Origin of the sequence: Photobacterium sp. GB-210 (assembly GCF_003026075.1) — a bacterium.
GTDB lineage: Bacteria > Pseudomonadota > Gammaproteobacteria > Enterobacterales > Vibrionaceae > Photobacterium.
This window is the reverse complement of sequence record NZ_PYNU01000012.1, coordinates 1-20,672: the sequence shown is the minus strand read 5'-3', so window position 1 is coordinate 20,672 and position 20,672 is coordinate 1. Positions and strand designations below refer to the sequence as shown.

Sequence of the window (20,672 nt, the reverse complement as noted above, 5' to 3'; positions counted from 1 at the left end):
TAACTCCTGCATCCATTTTGATTAAGCACAAAAAAAGCCGTACCTCACGGTACGGCTTCCTCTACACAATCAGACTTGATTATGGCTTGTAGATGATTTCAACATCGTAATCATCTTCATTCCAATCATCCCAATCATCATCGTCGTCTTCATCCTGCGCTTTCTTAATTTGCTCAGCGTGGTAATCATCCCACTTGAAGTCAACTTTATCTTCTTTCTCTTCTGGCTCGTATTTGATCTTAGGCATAGCATCAATCGCTTCCATCAGATCATACGTTAGCTCTTTCGTACCGGTACGGTTTAGTGCAGAGATACTGTAGTACTTATCTTCCCAAGCAAGGGCTTCTAATACTTCAGTCATTTTCTCTTGCGCTTCTTCTTCATCAAGCAAGTCAGCTTTGTTAAATACAATCCAACGCGGCTTATTGCCTAGCTTATCACTGTATTGCTCAAGCTCATTGATGATAGTGAATGCATTTTCTACCGGATCAGAGCCATCAGCAGGCAGTAGATCAATCATGTGAAGTAATACACGACAACGCTCTAGGTGCTTAAGGAAACGAATACCTAAACCAGCGCCGTCTGCCGCACCTTCAATCAGACCAGGAATATCAGCAACAACGAAATTACGCTCTGCATCAACACGTACAACACCTAAGCTTGGTACTAACGTAGTGAATGGGTAATCCGCTACTTTCGGCTTAGCTGCCGATACAGAGCGAATAAAGGTCGATTTACCTGCGTTAGGTAAACCTAACATACCTACATCAGCCAAAAGCAGCAATTCTAGGCGAAGATGACGAACCTCACCTAAACTCCCCATTGTCTTTTGACGAGGTGCGCGGTTTACAGATGATTTAAAACGGGTGTTACCTAGGCCATGGAAACCGCCTTTAGCAACCATCACTTTCATGCCGTGTTCAGTCAGATCGGCAATCACTTCACCTGTATCGTCATCAACTGCACGTGTGCCTACAGGTACTGTCAGTATTTTATCGGCACCACGTTTACCCGTACAGTTACCACCACGACCATTTTCACCACGCTCTGCGGCATGGAAACGTTCAAAACGATAATCGATCAGGGTGTTAAAGTTTTCATCAGCAAAGAGGTAAACGTCACCGCCGTCACCACCATCACCGCCATCAGGACCACCTTTAGGAATGTACTTTTCAGTACGAAAACTCACTACGCCGTTACCACCGTCACCGGCATCAACTTTGATAACTGCTTCATCTATAAACTTCATTCTTTTCTCCGCACTGTGGCGTTTAACATACAGCCATGATCACTAACTCATCATGGCGTAGTAATTATTGTCATCGACCTAGATTATTTGTGCTGGCGAATAAATTTATGGCCTATAGCACAGCATATCGCACCACTTACCACCACCATCGCACCAAGGTAACCCCAGATGTTCAACGTTACTGGCGCAACGTATTGTGGTAGAGCAAGGCTCGCAAGATCGACAAATAATATCGTAAACAAAGGAGTCAGTGTGATCACTGCACTCACTTGTGAGGCTTGCCAGCGTGACATCGCTTCAGCGAAAGCACCATAGCCAACAAGCGTATTAATACAACAGAATGCCAACATCGCAAGTTGACGATTATCCATTGCATAGATTTGTTCTGGTTGCGCTACTGGCGTAAGGATCAAAGCACAGATCACATAGATCATCAGCAAAATTTGCGCTGATGTAAATTGCTTTAATAACCACTTCTGCGCAAGGCCATATATTACCCACACAATAGCAGCCGCCACAGCTAAACTCACACCTAAAGTATAACCAGAAAAACTGGTAAATAACTCAATTAAGCGTTCATTAAAAAACAGTAGTAAGCCAGCCAATAAACAAATCACACCAATAATCTGGTGCTTAGCAAGCTTTTCTTTAAATACCCATGCACTGGTCACCAATAAGCCCACTGGAGCTAATTGAATGATTACCTGTACCACAGGTGGATTAAGATATTTTAGCGAGCTATTGAACAGGACAAAGTTACCCGCAAGACCAATACTTGCAATCAGTAACACTAGCCCACCAGCTCGGCCTAAATTTGAAATTGTTGGTAACTGCTTTTTCCAGCTTAATAATAAACCTAAACCGACAGATGCCGTAATAAAGCGATACCAAACAATAGTGAAAGGGTCCATCACTTCAACAGCTTGCTTCATTGCTATTGGTAACGCGCCCCAAAAGACAGCCGTTGTTAATGCAAGAAAAAAACCGATCATTGGGCCACGATCTCGCATAAACCCTCCAGATATAAAAAGCCCCGCCAATAGGCAGGGCTTTAATCTTCGTGTCAAAGTTGAATATTATTCAGCTTCGATAGATACGAATTTACGGTTCTTAGGACCTTTAACTTCGAACTTCACTTTACCATCAGATAGAGCGAATAGAGTGTGGTCTTTACCTAGGCCAACATTGTTACCAGCGTGGAACTTAGTACCACGTTGACGAACGATGATGTTACCTGCTAGAACTGATTCGCCACCAAAACGCTTAACACCTAGGCGTTTGCTTTCTGAATCGCGACCGTTGTTAGTAGAACCGCCAGCTTTTTTGTGTGCCATCTTTAAATTCTCCTATTATTAAGCGCTGATGCCAGTAATTTTGACTTCAGTGAACCACTGACGGTGGCCCATTTGCTTACGAGAGTGCTTACGACGACGGAACTTAACGATTTTAACTTTATCGCCACGACCGTGAGTAACAACTTCAGCAGTTACTTTACCGCCAGCCACAAAAGGTGCGCCTACAGATACTTCTTCGCCATTAGCTACTAAAAGTACTGAGTCAAATTCAATGCTAGCGCCAGTTTCAGCGTCTAGTTTTTCTAAGCGTAAGGTTTGGCCTTCGCTTACACGGTGTTGTTTACCACCACTTTGGAAAACAGCGTACATGTCTTACTCCGCTTGTCCGCATAGGCCATTTGCCACATAAAAAAGGCAATGGGTATGCGCTTAATCTTGTCATCAATAGGGCGCGAATGTTACGCGAAAAGAGTTATTCTGGCAAGCCATTATAGAAAGAAAATTGATGAAAAGCTGCTCAACAAAAAAAGTCTTTGAAATAGCGCACGTTGGGGTTATGACGATAGTGCTATTTTAGTGTAAGATTCGATAAACCATTCGAATCACTTTACCGCCCTACGTGGCCAACAATCTTGCTGGATGTATTAATGGATTTCAAAGCTATCCAAGCGCTCACCGCCAACGATATGGCCGAGGTCGACGCGAAGATACAAGCACAACTTAACTCAGAGGTTGTGCTTATCAATCAACTAGGCTTCTACATTGTCAGTAGTGGTGGCAAACGTCTACGCCCAATGCTGGCTGTTTTGGCAGCGCGAGCTTTGGGCTATGACGGTGATCAACACACTACAGCTGCTGCTTTTATTGAATTTATTCATACAGCAACATTATTACACGATGATGTTGTCGATGAATCAAACATGCGTCGTGGTAAAGAAACAGCCAACGCAGCGTTTGGTAATGCAGCCAGTGTTTTAGTCGGTGACTACATTTACACACGTTCATTTCAAATGATGACTAGCCTACGATCATTAAAGATCCTCGACATCATGAGTGAAGCAACCAATGTGATCGCTGAAGGTGAAGTTCTACAATTAATGAATTGTAATGATCCTAACACCACCGAAGATAGCTACATGCAAGTGATCTATTCAAAAACAGCACGCTTGTTTGAAGCTTCAACTCAAATCGCAGCCATTATTGCCCAAGCACCAGCTGAAATTGAGTCAGCACTTCAAGAATACGGTCGTTATTTAGGCACGGCATTCCAACTTATCGACGATGTATTAGATTACATTGCTGATGGTAAAGAAATGGGGAAAAACGTCGGTGACGATTTAGCAGAAGGTAAGCCAACTTTACCACTGCTCCATGCTATGCACCATGGTAATACCGAGCAATCAAGCATGATTCGCGAAGCTATTGAAAAAGCAAATGGGATGGAAAAGCTTGATGCTATTTTAGCTGCTATGCACGAACATGGTTCACTTGAGTACACCCAACAACGTGCAGAAGAAGAAGCAGAGAAAGCCATTGCGGCTTTAGCACCTATTGCAGACTCTAAGTACAAAGAAGCCTTAGTTGCACTAGCACACATGGCTGTACAGCGTAATAAATAAGTCTTCAATTTAGCATCATAGAGCCTGCCAATGTGGCAGGTTTTTTTATCTCTAAAAATCAGATGATCACTATGATCTATAATTGGTATTAGTTTATTTCTTTTGCTGGTAAGTGGGAGTGAATAATGGAAATAACCCAATTAAAGATTGGTATGTGGGTAGAATCATTACATGGCGTGGGGAAAGTGATCGGCATTGATCAACAAAATAACGCCGTAATCATTGAGCATAAGAACGATCATCAACTGCGTTCCATTGAATGCAACGAGATCACTGATCAACCGCAATTGCACACAGGCTGTGATCGTTATTATTAGAAAAGACTTCTTACAGGCAATAAAAAAGCGGCTTAATCGCCGCTTTTTCTTACTCTACTATTTAAACGGGTTACTTTGCAGCGAACTCTTCGCCTAGAGCAATATCACCTTTAAGCGTATCTAGCATGCTGTCCATCGCGGATTGCTCAAAGTCACTTAATGAACCGTAATCCATTACTTCTTCAATACCATCTTTACCCAACAATACAGGTTGTGCGAAGAAACGTGCATGCTGCCCATCACCTTCAACGTAAGCACATTCAACAACACCTTGCTCACCTTGTAATGCACGTACTAGCGCTAAACCAAAACGACATGCCGCTTGGCCCATAGACAAGGTTGCTGAGCCGCCACCCGCCTTTGCTTCAACAACTTCAGTACCTGCATTTTGAATACGTGGTGTTAATGCTTTTACTTCTTCGTCAGTAAACTCAACACCTTCAACTTGTGATAGCAACGGTAAAATAGTTACACCTGAGTGACCACCAATTACTGGAACACTAATATCACAAGGCGACTTATCTTTTAATTCAGCAACAAACGTCTCAGAGCGGATAACATCAAGTGTTGTAATACCGAACAGCTTACGCTTGTTATACACACCTGCTTTTTTAAGTACATCAGCTGCGATAGGCACTGTTGTATTTACAGGGTTAGTAATAATACCAATACAAGCATCAGGACATACTACAGCAATTTTTTCTGCTAGAGATTTAACAATACCGGCATTTACATTGAAAAGATCAGCACGATCCATACCCGGTTTACGCGCTACACCTGCAGAAATAAGGACAACGTCAGCGCCTTCTAATGCTGGAGTAGGATCTTCACCTGCATAACCTTTAATAGTTACAGGGGTCGGGATATGGCTAAGATCGGCTGCAACACCAGGCGTTACTGGTGCAATGTCATATAGAGCAAGATCTGAACCTGCTGGAAGATGGTTTTTTAATAGCAGAGCAAGAGCTTGACCGATTCCACCAGCAGCGCCAATTACAGCAACTTTCATGTTCGTTCTCCTTTACGATAGAAGTATCTTTTTTTATTAATACATCTTACTTAAGCCAATTTTCATTGCATAAGATAAGCATAATAGAAGGACGTTATAGCAAGCCGATAACAAATACAATCTTCGGCCGCGCGCTTTGCGAAGTTGCGCAGAAACCCTTTTTTTTCATCCGATCTTGTCACAACAAAAACAACTTTCATGCAAAAAAGTGAGAATTTAAGCAGTTTTAAACAAATGTTATCTAATAAAAACAACGACAAAGATTATTTCTTACCTTATGCTGAACATTAACACCTGATAATACAAAAATCAGATTTCATGCAGTTTGTTTGCTACTTAGTGATAGGTTATGCAAAAATACCCCACCTCATCTCTGTAGATAATATTTATTTATGCGAAATTCAGATAAACAAGAGCGCTTAGTAAAAGCGTTTAAACTCATTCTAAAAGAAGAAAAATTCAGTTCTCAAGGTGAGATTGTTGATACATTGAAAGCGCAAGGTTTCGATAATATCAACCAGTCTAAAGTTTCTCGTATGCTGACGAAATTCGGTGCAGTACGAACACGCAATGCAAAAATGGAAATGGTGTATTGCTTACCTGTTGAACTCGGCGTACCCACAACAAGCAGCCCATTAAAAGATCTTGTCATGGATGTTGGTTATAACAGCGCACTTGTTGTTATTCACACAGGTCCAGGCGCTGCACAAGTGATTGCTCGCTTATTAGATTCTTTAGGTAAAGCCGAAGGCATCCTTGGCGTAGTTGCGGGTGATGATACGATCTTTATTACACCAACGAGTAGCGTAACAGCAGAAGAGCTTTACGATTCTGTTTGTGAACTATTTGATTACAGTAAGTAATACCTTGGGTCTATTTATTTTCATCATTGAGTGACATAACAAATAGACCCGGCTCTTTGCCTACTTTTATTCCCTATCTCTGACTCTTGTTCTTTATTTCAAGTTTATCTCTTTTCATCTTGCTTATTACTTAATTTGAGTGGTGAAGCACAGACAAAAAAACCTCAGACTACTGTCATTTGTTATGATAAATAGCAAAAATATTCTTTAATACGCTCTCATTCGTATCCATTGACCATCATGATTAGAAAGGATTCATTCATGACATTAAAGAAAAGAATGCTGCTTGGGCTATTTAGTTTAAGTTGTTATTTCATCGTATCGACAGCACACGCTCAACGTTTTATCACAATTGGCACAGGACCTATCAATGGTGTTTATTACCCTGCAGGCGGTGCGATTTGTAAATTAGTGAATCAAGGACGACTGCAACATAATCTGCGTTGTTTGGTTGAATCAACCACCGGCTCTATCTACAACATCAATAAACTCAAAGATAAACAATTTGAATTTAGTGTTGTTCAATCTGATTGGCAATTTCATGGCTATAACGGTACGAACCAGTTTAAAGACCAAGGTCCTTATAGCAAGATGAGGGCTATCTTTTCACTACATGATGAGCCTTTTAATATTATTGTTCGTAAAGATTCAGGCATAAATAATCTTGATGATCTTAAAGGAAAGCGGATCAATATTGGTGAGGCAGGATCAGGCGATCGAGCAACCATGGAAATTGTTATGGATAGCCTTGGTTGGACATATTCTGATTTTAAGCTTATCTCGATCCCAGCCGAGGAACGCTCAGAAGCACTATGTAATAACAAAATTGATGCGTATATCAATCTTGTTGGCCATCCAAACGGGGCAATAAAAGAAGCCGCAGTCTATTGTAATGCGAAATTAATTCCAACCACTGGGGCAAATATCGAAAAGATCATTGCTGATCATCCTTTTTATACCAAATCAATGACTCCTAAAGGTTTTTATAAGGGAATTAAAGGGGATACTGAAAGTTTTGGCGTGTCAGCAACATTAATTTCAAGTACAGATGTCTCTGAAGAAACCGTTTATGCGCTAACAAAATCTATCTTTAACAATTTTGATACCTTTAAACGACTTCATCCTGCCTTTGCCAATTTAACTAAAGCTGACATGCTCCAAAACGGATTATCGGTTCCTTTCCATCCAGGTGCTGTACGTTATTATCAAGAAGCTGGATTTTTTCCCTCTAACGAACAAGATTAAAAAAGCCCGTAAGATTAATTACGGGCTTAAATATTTAACATTATGCGCGTTGATCATATCCCCATCGCGGGACTAAACCTTGCTTAACGCCTAAATGATCCAAGATCCTTGCGACCATAAAATCAATTAAATCATCAATCGATTGTGGTTGATGATAAAAGCCAGGAGCGGCAGGCATGATAGTAGCCCCAAGCTGAGAAAGCTTAAGCATATTTTCTAAATGAATGGTCGAAAATGGTGTTTCACGTACCACCAGCACCAATTGACCACGTTCTTTAATCACTACATCAGCAGCACGCTCAATCAAATTTTCTGACATGCCATAAGCAATGGAAGCCAAGGATCCAGCCGAGCATGGGCAAACAACCATTTGTTTCGGTGCAGCAGAGCCAGACGCAACAGGAGAAAACCAATCATCTTTGCCACAAACAGTTAATTTATCAGCATTACCATTTAAATGAACCGCTAATTGTTCTCGTGCTTTATCAGGCGATGCTGATAGTTTCAAACCATGCTCTGTTGCTAAAACCACACGTGCCGCAGATGAAATCAATAAATACACCTGATAATCAGCCGCTAATAAACATTCTAATAAACGTAGTCCGTAAGGTGCACCCGATGCGCCTGTCCATGCTAGCGTTATACGTTTATCTGTCATTACGTTTTCCTATTATTTAGCTAGTGCTGCCAATAACTTATCATGAATACCACCAAAACCACCGTTACTCATCACTAAAATAGTATCGCCCGGTTGTGCTTTGTTTGTAATGTTATTGACCAAATCATCTAAATCTGCGCTGCAATAAGCAGGCTGTGAACATTGCTCAGCAATCTCTTCTACTGACCATGGAATATTTGGCGGTTGGAAGAAAAAAACTTCATCTGCAGCATGTAAAGAAGGAGCAAGATCATCTTTATGTACCCCTAACTTCATGGTGTTAGAGCGAGGTTCTAATACGGCTAAAATACGCGATTGGTTCACCTTTGCACGTAACCCACCTAAGGTTAACTCGATAGCGGTTGGGTGATGAGCAAAATCATCATAAACCGTTACACCGTTAACTTCGCCTTTAAGCTCAAGACGACGCTTAGTATTAATAAATTTAGCTAAGGCTTCACATGCAAGATCTGGCGTAACTCCAACATGACGTGCCGCAGCGATAGCCATTAAGGCATTATTAACGTTGTGATCACCCACTAAAGGCCAATGTACGGTACCCACCATATCGCTATCTAAATACACATCAAATACACTGCCATCGGCATGGTGCTTTTCAGCGCGCCAGTGTCCATCACCACCAATATATTCCAATTCACTCCAGCAGCCCATCTCTAGCGTTTCATCAATATTTTTCACACCTTTTGGCGCTAAAATACGACCATTACCAGGCACTGTACGTACGAGATGATGGAACTGACGTTGAATAGCTTTAAGATCATCGAAAATATCAGCATGATCAAATTCCAAATTATTCATGATCAAGGTTCTAGGGTGGTAATGTACGAACTTCGAACGCTTATCAAAAAAAGCACTGTCATATTCATCCGCTTCCACCACGAAGAACATGCTTTCCCCTAAACGCGCTGAAATACCGAAGTTTCCCAGCACACCACCGACTAAAAACCCCGGTTGATAACCACAATCTTCCAAAATCCACGCCAACATGCTTGCTGTTGTTGTTTTACCGTGTGTGCCCGATACCGCCATTACCCAACGATCATGTAATAAATACTCTTGTAACCATTGTGGGCCTGAGGTGTAACGTAGATTGCTGTTAAGGACATACTCAACACAAGGGTTACCACGACTCATTGCATTACCAATCACCACGAGATCAGGAGCAGGATCAAGTTGTTTCGGATCATACCCTTGGATAATTTCAATACCTTGGGCTTCTAACATGGTACTCATCGGTGGATACACATTGGCGTCAGAGCCAGTGACTTTATGGCCTAACTGCCTTGCAAGCATTGCAGCACCGCCCATGAATGTACCGCAAATACCTAAAATATGAATATGCATTGCTGCTGGCTCCGTGATTAATTCGGTTAGTTTCACGCTTTCACGTTACTTCGTTACCATAAAAAAGATCTTTATATACAATTTCTTATATAACAAAAAATACGATTTAGCACTTCCACTCACCCGCAGGTGAGTTTATCAAGTGCTATATTCTACTCTCTTCACCCGATTATATGACAACATGATGAAAGGAATGTTTATGACTGATATTAGAACGCTTGGTGAATTCATTGTCGAGAAACAGAGTGACTTTCCTCATGCAAGTGGCGAGCTTTCATCCCTATTAGGGTCAATTAAACTCGCAGCTAAAATCGTCAACCGAGAAATTAACAAAGCAGGATTGGTCGATATTACAGGTACGGTCGGCGAGAACAACATCCAAGGCGAAGAGCAACAAAAGCTCGATGTCTATGCCAACGATAAATTTAAAGCCGCTCTTGAAGCAAGGGATCAAGTCTGTGGTATTGCGAGTGAAGAAGAAGATGAAGCTGTTGGATTTGATAAGCCATTAAATTTAAATGCAAAATACGTTGTTTTAATGGACCCTCTCGATGGTTCATCTAATATCGATGTTAACGTCTCTGTGGGAACGATATTTTCCATTTATCGCCGAGTTTCCCCTGTCGGCTCTCCTCCAACAAAAGAAGACTTTCTGCAAACCGGCAACCAACAAGTTGCTGCTGGGTATGTCATTTATGGCTCATCCACTATGCTCGTTTATACCACGGGCAATGGTGTTCATGGTTTTACCTATGATCCCTCATTAGGGAGTTTTTGCCTCTCTCATGAAAATATGACCATTCCACAAGATGGCGTCATTTACTCGATTAACGAAGGTAATTACATTCGTTTTCCTACCGGTGTAAAACAGTACATTAAATATTGCCAAGAAGCTGTGCCAGAAGAAAAACGACCTTACACATCACGCTACATAGGCTCGTTAGTTGCTGACTTTCATCGTAATTTATTAAAAGGTGGGATTTATCTCTACCCAAGTACCGCCAGTTACCCTAATGGTAAGTTACGTTTACTTTACGAATGTAATCCCATGGCATTTATTGTCGAGCAGGCTGGCGGTAAAGCAACGAATGGTTTTCAGCGGATCTTAGATATTCCACCAACCGAACTACATCAGCGCGTACCCTTTTTTGTTGGCTCAACCAATATGGTCGAAAAAGTCGAAAGTTTGTTACGTGAATATCCAGAAAAATAAGTGTTAACTCGATACATGTCGCGCATTTAAAGGCGCGACACATCAACGATGATGATTTGCTTTTGTTTTTGTTTACATTCATTATAATTTTAACAAACAACACATTTCATTAACCTTAGAAGGAATTAGTCATGAGCCTTAATCAGGTCCCTGCTGGCAAGGATATCCCAGAAGATATTTACGTTGTTATTGAAATCCCTGCAAATGCAGATCCGATTAAATATGAAGTAGACAAAGACAGTGGTGCGATTTTTGTTGACCGTTTTATGTCTAGCCCGATGTTTTATCCGTGTAACTATGGTTACGTTAACCACACGCTATCGCTTGATGGTGATCCGGTCGATGTACTCGTACCAACGCCACATCCACTCGTTCCGGGCGCAGTGATCCGCTGTCGTCCTGTTGGCGTGTTGAAGATGACAGATGAATCAGGTGAAGATGCAAAAATCGTTGCCGTGCCTCACAGCAAACTAAGTAAAGAATATGATCATATCCAAGATGTGAATGATCTGCCTGAATTACTTAAAGCACAAATCACTCACTTCTTCGAGCGCTACAAAGAGCTTGAGCCAAACAAGTGGGTAAAAGTAGAAGGCTGGGATAATGCAGAAGCAGCAAAAGCTGAAATTCTGACTTCCTTTGAACGTGCTCAAAAAAAGTAATTAGCTAATAACACTTATTAATAGCGGTAAAATATAATGAAAAATAAACGTGGTTTACTCGCGGTATTTTTAACTTTTTTTACCGCTATTTCATTTGCTAAAAATGTCACCCCCGATGAATTTTGGCAACTAGAGCAAGCACATAACCCTATCATTGTTGATGTAAGAACAGCCGATGAATTTGCCGCTGGACATATTCCTAACGCTGTTAACATTCCTTTTGAACAGATCGCTACAATTTCAGAATATTTGGCAGACAAGTCCAAACCGATATTACTCTACTGCCGCTCAGGCCGACGTGCTGAAATAGCAGAAGCTGAGCTATATTCTCTTGGCTATAAAAACACATTTAACGGCATAAGTTACCAACAACTCCTCCGAACTAAACCAAAGGACTGAACCAAAGGACTAAACACATGCTACAAACATAAAAAAACCCAATGCAAGCATTGGGTTTTTTATTAGATGGCATCACTAATGATTAATTAAATTCAAATTGGTAAAGCAAGTCCACAGCCTGATCGAGACCATTTACTGCTTCGATATATAAATTCTTCATCAAGCGATAACGTACTGTAAACTCATCCACATCATTAAATAAGCCTACGCCATATTTCACCTGTAGTCCTGGTGCGATATAACCACTAACAGTTACTTGTGAGTCGTCGCCAGCCCCTGCGGTAGATAAGCTAAGATCTTTGATACCAACGGCTTCACCAACATCACCAACAAGTTGACCACTTTGCGCCAGTCCCATACCTATCAATGCCGTCGTCATCGCATTACCCGAACCACCATCATCCTCACTATCAAGATTACGGCCAGTTAAAATATACGATAAAGCATTTTGTTGTGGCATAGCCGGATCAGAGAAAATCGTTACTTCCGGTTTATCTGCAGAGCCTGTCACCTTCACACCAGCAATAACATCATCTTCGATATTATCAGGATCACGAATCGCTTCTATCGACAGGAATGGTTGATCTGCAGGACCGTTAAATAATATCTGCCCTTTACGGATAAGTAATTCCTGTCCCAGAGCTCGATAAAACGACCCTTTGGCAATATTCACTTCACCGTAAATCATTGGCCCTTTACCATCTTGGCGAACATTCAAATCACCGAATAAACCAGCTTTTAAACCAAACGCTGATAACTTCACGTCATCACCAACATGCACCATAATATTGGTTGTAATATCAAACGGCACAGATTTTTTCGGTTCAACTGGTTCTAGGTTATCTTTTAAAATGACCTGATCTTTAGAAACCGCGATCGCAGATTTTGGTAATTGATTAACCGTAATACGTCCCCATGGAATCCCCACCTTTCCGCTAATATCTGCAGATTTAGGTGTTGCTTTAATGGTGAGATCTGGAGAGACCTTAAGGGAAACCATTGGCGGCATACTCACTTGTAACTCTTTACCATTAATATTTAATTCTGTTTTCCACGCCGCCATATCTTGCCAGTCACCAGTACCACGTAACAGCAATTGCCCATCAGGAGTATAAATATTCCCCATTAACGTTGCGTTATACCCCTTAAAGGCTAATTTGATATCAGCGTTCTGAACATCTAATGGTACTTTACGCCCTCTTGCTTCTAGCTTCGTGACTTGTAATAAACCATTCACTGCGGGGTGCATGATTGGGCCGGTTATTTGCAAGTTAGTATCAACTTGACCACCAAACTGATGGTAGTCTTTAATAACAGGCTCTAAGAATGCAAGTGTAAAACGATCTAATTTCACATTAGCATTAATGCGCTTATCACCTTGTAGATCAGTGATTTTAGCATTACCGGATAAATCACCATTATTTTTAACCGCCACTAACCAATTAGCATTTAGAACATCATTTTCCATCTCAGCATTGACGGTAACTTTATCCCAGCCTAACGCTAATGGGGCATCATCGGTATCCACTTGTTGAGTAAAACTGCCGCTTGGCATCAAAATCTGGGCTTTCACATAGGGTGCACTCTTTGGCGCCCATTTAGCGACAACGTTCGCACCAAGCTCGCCGTTAACCTTCATCTGCTCAGGAATAAATGATTTCAATAAATCAAAATTGAATCGTTTTATTGCTAACTGCGCATTACCCGATGCACCAGCAGTCAGATCCTGAGTTAAACAAATGCCAGCTTTACCTTGTTGCCAACAGTGAGCACCGACAGTTGCCATTGCAGTTTTCAGATCATAACGAATAGGTGTTGGATGGTTTAATACCCACTCACCAACAGGAGTCGTAAAGTCACCTTTTTGCAAGATCCCTTGCCAGCCTGTCTTACGATCTAATTTACCGGTTAGAAGTAATTCAGTGCCAACGGGCTCCCCTTTTACTTTTACCGTTAAACGATGATCTTGCTCTGTGCCTTTAAACAACACATCCATATCATCTAACGTAACACTATCAAATTTCCCTTTTTTAGCATTTAAACTAATATCAGCTTTTAATGCTGGTAATGGCGTTACGCTACCTTTCAATTTAAAAGACGCAAGGCTTGCGACTTTTTGCCAACCAAGATCATCACCTTCAAGATCAAGTGTTACATCCGGTTCAGCCATTTTGCCTGATAACTTCACCTCACCATTAACACGACCATGTAAGTCCGCTAATGATTTAGATAAATCTGGCGCTTTAATATCAGCAACAACGTTCCACGTCTTGTCTAATTCACCTTTCGCGACTAAACCATTAGGACCATGCTTTAATGTTAAGCCCTGTGTTTTAAACTTAAGATCTTTACCTTTACCCGTCACATCAGAAGCATCAAGCTGACCATGAAGCTCAAGAGGCTGTTTCATGATGGAGCCATTAACAGCAAGTTCTGGCAATTTAATAAACCAACCACCTTTTGCAGTTAAACCACCCGATGTATTTAACTTACCGCTTACGTTGCCTTCCGCTTCTGGCCATTGCTTACCTGGCTGGATATTGGCAAAAGCGAGCTGGCCTTGCCATTTAACAAGATCTTTCCAACTTGCTTTTGCATTGCCGGTAATAGAACCACCTAAGGTCTCTACATTCAGCGCAGATAAGTTCACCGAATCAAGGTTACCTTTACCTTTCAAATTAAATTTCACGTTTGGCATAGGCGTGCCATTTACGTTACTTTTAGCATTAAACGTAAACCCCTTTAAGCTACCTTTGGCGTTTATATCAGTATTGGCAACAGTAAATTCTGCTTTTTTATCAATCGGCCACTGTAAATGCTTACTGGATACCACCACATCAAAAGGAAGATTCGGATCTAGCGGCGATAATTTACCCTTAACCAACGCATCTAATTTACCTTTTAACGTCGCATCAAGTACCAATTTCGCTAATGATCCTGATGCTTTTAAATGCAACTGATGTCCTTCAACAGGCTTCATCGATATCTTTGCATTCGCATCTAATGAAAGTGGGTAATCTCCCGTTAACGTCACATCAGCTTTCGCGGTTAAAGACGCTTGAGGCGCATTTACCTGCAACTTATCAATCTTGATATCGCTGTCTTTAGCATTCGCAATCAGCTCTAATAACGAGATCTTTTGTGGCGTTTCGCCAGCTAACTCGAAGTCTTTTACCGTAAAGCGCTCAATATCAAACGACATCGGTAGCACAACATCAGGCAGTTTTATTGCTTCCGCTTTTTTCGTTGATTTCGACGCTGCAACTGACTTCTTATCAGCCGTTTTAGATGGCGCTAATGATAAATAAATCCCTTCCCAATCCGTTGGCTTTAAGGTGACATGACTGCCTTGTAAATCTGCTGCTGTAGAGAAATGCTTCCAGCGCACTTTATTCGCCAAGATATCTAAATCGATATCATCAAGCGTTACCTTCTCAATATGAATAGGTAATGGCATTGAGATTTCAGTGACTGGCTCTGAAGGTTGTTCAGGCTTATCCGATGCAGGAGGAAGTTTTGGCATTGAAAACTTCACACCTTGCACCCCTAGATCAGAAATACAAATCTCAGGGGTTAATAAACAGCTATCATTTAATGTTAAATTCAACTTATTAACAGCAAGATCTATATTACCGTCGTTATAACGGACATTCTTAAATTCAAAACCATCAAGCAAAGCGCCTTGCGATTCACCAATCGACAGGGCAGGAAGCGCTTTTTGCGCTCCCCATGCAGCAACTTTAATACCAGCAGGAGTATAAAGTAGTGCAGCAACAGCAATAACTAATAATAATAATAAGGCTAATACGCCAAGTGCTATACGCTTAACCCAAATCATAATTCAGGACCTAAAGTAAAGTGGAGCTGAAATTCATCTTTGCTCAGTTTAAGGAAACGATCATTATTGCTCTTGTTCTTATCTAAGCCCCAAGCAAAATCAAGGCGAATAGGACCTACAGGTGAAACCCATCGAACACCGACTCCGACACCACGCTTCCAATCAGGTGTAGTATTCCAAGCAGAACCATAATCATAAAATACAGCCCCCCACCAATCACCATAAACACGGTGTTGATATTCAATGCTAGAGGTTGCCATATAACGACCGCCTTCCATTTTGCCTTGGCTATTACGAGGAGAAATAGACTGATAACCATAGCCTCGAAGGCTACTATCACCACCAATAAAATAACGTAACGAAGGTGGGACATCTTGAATGCCATCACTAATAATAGCACCGCCATCTAAACGCAAAATACCACGCTGATTTTCACCAAAACTACGAATCCAAGCATTTTTTGCTTGTACTCGAGCAAAAGTCGTATTTGATCCAACATTTTTATTAGCAAGATCAACAGAAAAATTATATTTACTCCCACTGGTCGGGAATATTCCTCCAACCATACTACTTTTACTGTATGACAATCCTGGCATCAAAACATTGAAAACACCTTTTTCCATCCCACCTTGTTCATATTTCTCCGTCAACCAACGAAGCGCAATAGTACGATTCCATCCCGAATCTAAACGCCAATGACGTTCAACCCCGATACCAAATTGTGTACTTACCGTATCGTGTGTATCGACATAACGTATGCCCCCGACAACTTGATAATAATCATTCAACACATCATCGAGTGGGATCTTATAAACCGCTTCAACTTTTGGCTCATCTTTCGATATTTCGGATTTCAAGTTAAAGCTATGGCCTTTACTCGTGATCCACGGTTTTTTCCAATTGAACTTCAAACGAGGGCCGGTATCAGTCGAAAAGCCAATACCGGTTTCAAATTGATTTTTTATTTGTGGCGTAACAACAACATGAATAGGGATCGCATCATCTTTACGCTCTTTTACATCCCCACCAACAAAAATGGAAGAAAACCAACCAACGTTAGACAAACGTTCATTGTACTCTCCCAGTTTTGAAGCTAGATAAGGTTCATCTTCCGTGTAAGGGATCATAGAACGTAAGCGGTTATCATCAATTTGGCTTCCCTGAAAAGTCGTTTCACCAAAGGTATAACGTCGACCTGAGTCAAAATTAATATCGATAAAGACCTCGTTACGACTAGGTACCACCTCTAATGTACTTTTCGTTAATTCATAATCAAAATAACCACGTCGAAGTGCTAAACTCTTTAATGATGCTTTAAAAGCCTCATATTTACCTTGATTAAGCGGTTCACCAATCCCTAAACCACTGCTTTTTACTAATGAAATAAAAGCAGGATCATTTTTAGCATCACCAGTAATAATCAGATTACTTTTACTAATATGCGCTCGTGGACCTTTATCAACGGTAACCACTATTTTAGTTTTAGCGCCGCTACCCGAGACTTGATAATCAAACTTTGGCTGGTAATAGCCCAATGCCTGCAGCGCGTCGCTAATTTCATTTAATACCTGATCTTTAAAGCGTAATGTCGCACTATAATCATCCTTTGATAATGCAGAAAGATAAGCATCAACATTATCTTCTACTTTTCCATCTAAGCCTTTAATCTTCAATGAAGAGGCCATAACTGGACTCGATAGCACCAAAGCAAATGATGTCACACCCAGCCATTTAAAAACTTTATTCATTCTATTGTGCTTCTTTGCGAAATTTAGAATTAATTACGAATCCATTGTGGCAAAGCGATAAGTAACTTCCAACCTTTGCCATCTGAAAACTTATGAATATTGAACCGAATAGAATTTTTAACCATTTTCAGCTACCTATTTATAAATATTAACAAAATGAATCTAAAAAAAAGTAACCTAAGGTCAATGAAATTAAGATAAACAGTGCCTCAACACGAATTTATGCCATCTTTTTAATAGAAGTATTAGACGTATTCTAAGTCTTAACTATAACTTCATTGCCAGTATTATAGCCTGTTGGAATTATTAATAATTATCACTAAATAAATAGTGTACTGAAAACGGTTCAAACTACTTTCAGCAACTAAAACAACTGTAGAACAATTAATAACTTTTTTTGAGAAAAAATAATTTAATACCGCTCTGTAACTGAATACATTATATAGGAGGGAGTATATTTGTGTTGTCATATGGCAGGATCAAGTTTTCTGTTAGCCGAAAGCAGGAACAAAGTAAAACTTACATCTGACTCGTATTCCAATTTAGAGAGAAATACGCTAGATTTTAGTGATTACACAACTATTCCTGATAGTACCTGAATCTCTTTATTCACCTCAGTTAATACATTTAATGCTTTTAAATCACCAGACTTAGGTGGTAATAGTCGTCCACTATCAAATTCAAAGCCACCTACCCCCATAATAAAAATACGACCTCTAAAATAGCTTTTTACATAACGAGCCACTTGGTTTGGTCGGTAAATTTTAAAGATTCTAAGCATATTTTCCTCACTCAACGGTTACAGATATAGACCGCAAATCGATCACTTTGTTTCATCACATTAAAACTTAATGCAAACAGCCTGCCATATTCCAATAAATACGAAATTTGTAACAATAATGATCGACTTAGAGCCAAAATATTAACTTCTGGTACTACCAGATCAAATAAGATTAACTATCATAATCACAAATCAGACTAAAAAGAGGCAACACATGAAATTGAAAGCAACCTTTATCTTACTTGCAGCTTTAGCCCCTTCAATCAGCTTTGCTACCAATATCAAGCTAGGTGATTCATTACCTGGTGTTACAGTTACCAATAAAGGTGAGCTTGTTTTAAAAGATAAGGCGATTAGCTACAAATCATGGAGAAGTACAAAACTAACAGGCAAAATGCGTATCGTATTCGCAATAGCTGGACGCAGTGCAGCCAAAGAGCTTAACGCGCCACTTGTTGCAGCTATTTCTGCCGCAAAATTTCCGGAAAATGAGTACCAAACAACAACGATCATTAACCAAAATGATGCGATGTGGGGTACGGGGGGCTTTGTAAAATCAGCAACAGAAGACAGTAAACGTGAATACCCATGGTCATCAATAGTGCTGGACAGCAATGGGATTGTTCAAAAAACATGGGATCTAAAAAAGGAAAGCTCTGCCGTATTTGTTGTAAATAAGACTGGTAAAGTCATATTCGCCAAAGAAGGCAAACTGACACCTAGTGAGATTAGAAAAGTAATCGGTTTAGTGAGTAAAAATTTATAATGAGACTTTAGTCACCTCTCTCTGGGTGGCTAAGTTTTTTCAAAGTAATAAAGAAACGATAGCTCTAGTCGATATACTATTTACTAAAAAACCAAAGCAAGTAACTCACGATCGTTGAATAACCAATGACTAAAATAAGATCAGTAATATATCGATTCAATTTTTTCATGGGATGCTCCGTAATTATTAGTTACTTAAAATTAACACAAAGATAACATCTCATTATGTTCGTTGCTAATCATGAGATCAAGATAACAAAAATGAGTTAACGATTGGTTAAGAGAATGAAAGAAGTATGACTAATAAAGTAGAGAGTATAGATAAACCAATAGAAAATAATCGAGCGCTTGGAGTGTTAAAAACATTAACCGACAGTAAAAAAAAAATAAAAAGCATCGCAGAAAAATATGCTATCGATGGGGAAATTAACAATACTCAAGAGAGGACTTTAAAACAAAGATTACAGGTTCGTCTTCAACAAAAACGACAACAAGAACAATCAAATTTAGAGCAGATCATAAAACAAGCCTATAACCAATGTAATGATGAGACAGCGAGAGATCCTGATCCTGATTGGTTAGTAAGATTTATAGAGATGGCTCAACAAATTCATACTCCATCCATGCAAAAACTGTGGGCAAAGATTCTAAAACAAGAGATCATTCAACCAGGCTCAGTCTCTCTTCGCACGTTAAAAATACTCTTATCAATGACTCATCGAGAAGCCGCTCTATTTCAAAAAGTCCTTACTCTTACCTGTTGCATTGGTAACGATAAAAATAAAAAACTTCTCACAAGTATCAAACAGCGAACAAGCAGCTTTAGTTTTCATAGAAGTCACCAAACACATATTGATTATAACCAATACCATTTACCTTATTCGTCTATTTTAATTTTAACTGAACTTGGGCTGCTATTAAGTACAGAGCTAGAAACAAACTTAATAAGTTACACTGATAAACTCAATTTCAACTACCATACAGAGTCTTACTGTTTATCACCCATCAAAAAAGGGACATCGTTCACCTATTATCGTTTATCACCAATAGGACAGGAATTAGCCCAACTAATTGGTTCACAGACTCATGATGAGTATCAAGAGCAACTAAATGAACTACTTTTAAAATATTTTACGGTAGCTCACCAATACTGATACACAGCCTAAATTTTTTTTACTCCGCTTTTTTAATAATTATTAAAACGGGCGGGACTCGAAATAGCAGGCAGCTAGTTGCTTCCCAATAAAGCACCTAGCTCACTACCCTATAATGTTCATTTTCTACAGACGAAAAAAAACCTGAATCTTTCGATTCAGGTTTCTCTAATAAAGTGGCGGAGCGGACGGGACTCGAACCCGCGACCCCCGGCGTGACAGGCCGGTATTCTAACCAACTGAACTACCGCTCCGACGAACATGGATGTTTTAATATCGTGAAGCCATGGATGGCTAAGAGCGATAACACCACATGCGATATCTATAGTTCAAATAGATATCTATTTTTTATTTTCATCTTTTTCTTAAAAAGATGAAAACGAATTGGAAGCCTGGCGATGTCCTACTCTCACATGGGGAGACCCCACACTACCATCGGCGCTATTACGTTTCACTACTGAGTTCGGCATGGGATCAGGTGGGTCCATAACG

At 40.2% G+C, this 20,672-nt stretch carries 19 protein-coding genes, 1 tRNA gene and 1 rRNA gene; 9 read left to right on the top strand and 12 right to left on the bottom strand.

Annotated elements, in window-relative coordinates:
- Positions 1 to 79 precede the first annotated feature (79 nt).
- From cgtA to rplU, 4 genes are all read right to left on the bottom strand, one after another.
- Positions 80 to 1,249, bottom strand: coding sequence for an Obg family GTPase CgtA (gene cgtA, locus C9J38_RS13980; RefSeq protein ID WP_005369899.1), 1,170 nt, complete (start codon positions 1,247 to 1,249; stop codon positions 80 to 82).
- 83 nt (positions 1,250 to 1,332) lie between these two features.
- Complete coding sequence (locus tag C9J38_RS13975; RefSeq protein ID WP_005369900.1) at positions 1,333 to 2,259, bottom strand: DMT family transporter; 927 nt, start codon at positions 2,257 to 2,259, stop codon at positions 1,333 to 1,335.
- Between the two features lie 66 nt (positions 2,260 to 2,325).
- Positions 2,326 to 2,583: a 50S ribosomal protein L27 gene (rpmA, locus tag C9J38_RS13970; protein WP_005369901.1), complete on the bottom strand. Its 258-nt coding sequence runs from the start codon at positions 2,581 to 2,583 to the stop codon at positions 2,326 to 2,328.
- Positions 2,584 to 2,601: 18 nt separating this feature from the next.
- On the bottom strand, positions 2,602 to 2,913 hold the full coding sequence (gene rplU, locus C9J38_RS13965; protein ID WP_005369904.1) for a 50S ribosomal protein L21: 312 nt from the start codon (positions 2,911 to 2,913) through the stop codon (positions 2,602 to 2,604).
- Positions 2,914 to 3,191: 278 nt separating this feature from the next.
- Here rplU and ispB point away from each other — a divergent pair, with 278 nt between their 5' ends.
- Complete coding sequence (gene ispB / locus C9J38_RS13960) at positions 3,192 to 4,163, top strand: octaprenyl diphosphate synthase (protein WP_107207626.1); 972 nt, start codon at positions 3,192 to 3,194, stop codon at positions 4,161 to 4,163.
- A 125-nt stretch (positions 4,164 to 4,288) separates the two neighbouring features.
- Positions 4,289 to 4,480 (top strand): hypothetical protein, encoded by a 192-nt coding sequence (locus C9J38_RS13955; RefSeq protein WP_107207625.1) that lies wholly within the window; start codon positions 4,289 to 4,291, stop codon positions 4,478 to 4,480.
- 70 nt (positions 4,481 to 4,550) lie between these two features.
- Here C9J38_RS13955 and mdh read toward each other — a convergent pair whose 3' ends face one another.
- Complete coding sequence (gene mdh, locus C9J38_RS13950) at positions 4,551 to 5,489, bottom strand: malate dehydrogenase (protein ID WP_107207624.1); 939 nt, start codon at positions 5,487 to 5,489, stop codon at positions 4,551 to 4,553.
- Positions 5,490 to 5,881: 392 nt separating this feature from the next.
- Here mdh and argR point away from each other — a divergent pair, with 392 nt between their 5' ends.
- Positions 5,882 to 6,352 carry a transcriptional regulator ArgR gene (gene argR / locus C9J38_RS13945; protein WP_045083547.1) on the top strand — a complete coding sequence of 157 codons (471 nt, stop codon included), beginning with the start codon at positions 5,882 to 5,884 and terminating at the stop codon, positions 6,350 to 6,352.
- Between the two features lie 261 nt (positions 6,353 to 6,613).
- A complete protein-coding gene (locus C9J38_RS13940; RefSeq protein WP_107207623.1) occupies positions 6,614 to 7,597 on the top strand; it encodes a TAXI family TRAP transporter solute-binding subunit in 984 nt (327 codons plus the stop codon).
- A 40-nt stretch (positions 7,598 to 7,637) separates the two neighbouring features.
- On the opposite strand, the gene C9J38_RS13935 is transcribed toward C9J38_RS13940, so the two are convergent.
- Both C9J38_RS13935 and mpl read right to left on the bottom strand, forming a co-directional pair.
- Entirely contained in the window at positions 7,638 to 8,255 is a 618-nt protein-coding gene (locus C9J38_RS13935) for a flavin prenyltransferase UbiX (RefSeq protein ID WP_107207622.1), read from the bottom strand.
- Positions 8,256 to 8,267: 12 nt separating this feature from the next.
- Entirely contained in the window at positions 8,268 to 9,620 is a 1,353-nt protein-coding gene (gene mpl / locus C9J38_RS13930; RefSeq protein ID WP_105061285.1) for a UDP-N-acetylmuramate:L-alanyl-gamma-D-glutamyl-meso-diaminopimelate ligase, read from the bottom strand.
- A gap of 199 nt (positions 9,621 to 9,819) precedes the next feature.
- Between mpl and fbp the strand changes: the two genes are divergently transcribed.
- From fbp to C9J38_RS13915, 3 genes are all read left to right on the top strand, one after another.
- Positions 9,820 to 10,833: a class 1 fructose-bisphosphatase gene (gene fbp / locus C9J38_RS13925; protein ID WP_107207621.1), complete on the top strand. Its 1,014-nt coding sequence runs from the start codon at positions 9,820 to 9,822 to the stop codon at positions 10,831 to 10,833.
- A gap of 131 nt (positions 10,834 to 10,964) precedes the next feature.
- On the top strand, positions 10,965 to 11,495 hold the full coding sequence (ppa, locus tag C9J38_RS13920) for an inorganic diphosphatase (protein ID WP_105059407.1): 531 nt from the start codon (positions 10,965 to 10,967) through the stop codon (positions 11,493 to 11,495).
- A gap of 36 nt (positions 11,496 to 11,531) precedes the next feature.
- On the top strand, positions 11,532 to 11,894 hold the full coding sequence (locus C9J38_RS13915) for a rhodanese-like domain-containing protein (protein WP_107207620.1): 363 nt from the start codon (positions 11,532 to 11,534) through the stop codon (positions 11,892 to 11,894).
- Between the two features lie 82 nt (positions 11,895 to 11,976).
- On the opposite strand, the gene C9J38_RS13910 is transcribed toward C9J38_RS13915, so the two are convergent.
- The 3 genes from C9J38_RS13910 to C9J38_RS13900 all read right to left on the bottom strand — a co-directional run bounded on the left by C9J38_RS13910 (position 11,977) and on the right by C9J38_RS13900 (position 18,261).
- A complete protein-coding gene (locus C9J38_RS13910; protein ID WP_107207619.1) occupies positions 11,977 to 15,732 on the bottom strand; it encodes a translocation/assembly module TamB domain-containing protein in 3,756 nt (1,251 codons plus the stop codon).
- A complete protein-coding gene (locus C9J38_RS13905) occupies positions 15,729 to 17,480 on the bottom strand; it encodes an autotransporter assembly complex family protein (protein WP_107207618.1) in 1,752 nt (583 codons plus the stop codon). The genes C9J38_RS13910 and C9J38_RS13905 overlap by 4 nt, the downstream gene beginning before the upstream one ends.
- A 571-nt stretch (positions 17,481 to 18,051) precedes the next feature.
- Complete coding sequence (locus C9J38_RS13900; RefSeq protein WP_107207617.1) at positions 18,052 to 18,261, bottom strand: DUF1107 domain-containing protein; 210 nt, start codon at positions 18,259 to 18,261, stop codon at positions 18,052 to 18,054.
- Positions 18,262 to 18,475: 214 nt separating this feature from the next.
- On the opposite strand from C9J38_RS13900, the gene C9J38_RS13895 reads away from it, so the two are divergent.
- Entirely contained in the window at positions 18,476 to 19,027 is a 552-nt protein-coding gene (locus C9J38_RS13895; protein WP_107207616.1) for a YtfJ family protein, read from the top strand.
- A gap of 295 nt (positions 19,028 to 19,322) precedes the next feature.
- Complete coding sequence (locus C9J38_RS13890; RefSeq protein ID WP_107207615.1) at positions 19,323 to 20,180, top strand: TIGR03899 family protein; 858 nt, start codon at positions 19,323 to 19,325, stop codon at positions 20,178 to 20,180.
- A 177-nt stretch (positions 20,181 to 20,357) separates the two neighbouring features.
- On the opposite strand, the gene C9J38_RS13885 is transcribed toward C9J38_RS13890, so the two are convergent.
- Together C9J38_RS13885 and rrf are read right to left on the bottom strand one after the other, a co-directional pair.
- Positions 20,358 to 20,434, bottom strand: a tRNA-Asp gene (locus C9J38_RS13885).
- Between the two features lie 136 nt (positions 20,435 to 20,570).
- Positions 20,571 to 20,672: ribosomal RNA gene (rrf, locus tag C9J38_RS13880) — 5S ribosomal RNA — on the bottom strand; the annotation flags it as partial.

Bases quoted from the DNA above. Each gene is read 5' to 3' on its own strand.
- cgtA (WP_005369899.1), bottom strand. From the start codon at position 1,249: ATGAAGTTTATAGATGAAGCAGTTATCAAAGTTGATGCCGGTGACGGT.
- C9J38_RS13975 (WP_005369900.1), bottom strand. From the start codon at position 2,259: ATGCGAGATCGTGGCCCAATGATCGGTTTTTTTCTTGCATTAACAACG.
- rpmA (WP_005369901.1), bottom strand. From the start codon at position 2,583: ATGGCACACAAAAAAGCTGGCGGTTCTACTAACAACGGTCGCGATTCA.
- rplU (WP_005369904.1), bottom strand. From the start codon at position 2,913: ATGTACGCTGTTTTCCAAAGTGGTGGTAAACAACACCGTGTAAGCGAA.
- ispB (WP_107207626.1), top strand. From the start codon at position 3,192: ATGGATTTCAAAGCTATCCAAGCGCTCACCGCCAACGATATGGCCGAG.
- C9J38_RS13955 (WP_107207625.1), top strand. From the start codon at position 4,289: ATGGAAATAACCCAATTAAAGATTGGTATGTGGGTAGAATCATTACAT.
- mdh (WP_107207624.1), bottom strand. From the start codon at position 5,489: ATGAAAGTTGCTGTAATTGGCGCTGCTGGTGGAATCGGTCAAGCTCTT.
- argR (WP_045083547.1), top strand. From the start codon at position 5,882: ATGCGAAATTCAGATAAACAAGAGCGCTTAGTAAAAGCGTTTAAACTC.
- C9J38_RS13940 (WP_107207623.1), top strand. From the start codon at position 6,614: ATGACATTAAAGAAAAGAATGCTGCTTGGGCTATTTAGTTTAAGTTGT.
- C9J38_RS13935 (WP_107207622.1), bottom strand. From the start codon at position 8,255: ATGACAGATAAACGTATAACGCTAGCATGGACAGGCGCATCGGGTGCA.
- mpl (WP_105061285.1), bottom strand. From the start codon at position 9,620: ATGCATATTCATATTTTAGGTATTTGCGGTACATTCATGGGCGGTGCT.
- fbp (WP_107207621.1), top strand. From the start codon at position 9,820: ATGACTGATATTAGAACGCTTGGTGAATTCATTGTCGAGAAACAGAGT.
- ppa (WP_105059407.1), top strand. From the start codon at position 10,965: ATGAGCCTTAATCAGGTCCCTGCTGGCAAGGATATCCCAGAAGATATT.
- C9J38_RS13915 (WP_107207620.1), top strand. From the start codon at position 11,532: ATGAAAAATAAACGTGGTTTACTCGCGGTATTTTTAACTTTTTTTACC.
- C9J38_RS13910 (WP_107207619.1), bottom strand. From the start codon at position 15,732: ATGATTTGGGTTAAGCGTATAGCACTTGGCGTATTAGCCTTATTATTA.
- C9J38_RS13905 (WP_107207618.1), bottom strand. From the start codon at position 17,480: ATGAATAAAGTTTTTAAATGGCTGGGTGTGACATCATTTGCTTTGGTG.
- C9J38_RS13900 (WP_107207617.1), bottom strand. From the start codon at position 18,261: ATGCTTAGAATCTTTAAAATTTACCGACCAAACCAAGTGGCTCGTTAT.
- C9J38_RS13895 (WP_107207616.1), top strand. From the start codon at position 18,476: ATGAAATTGAAAGCAACCTTTATCTTACTTGCAGCTTTAGCCCCTTCA.
- C9J38_RS13890 (WP_107207615.1), top strand. From the start codon at position 19,323: ATGACTAATAAAGTAGAGAGTATAGATAAACCAATAGAAAATAATCGA.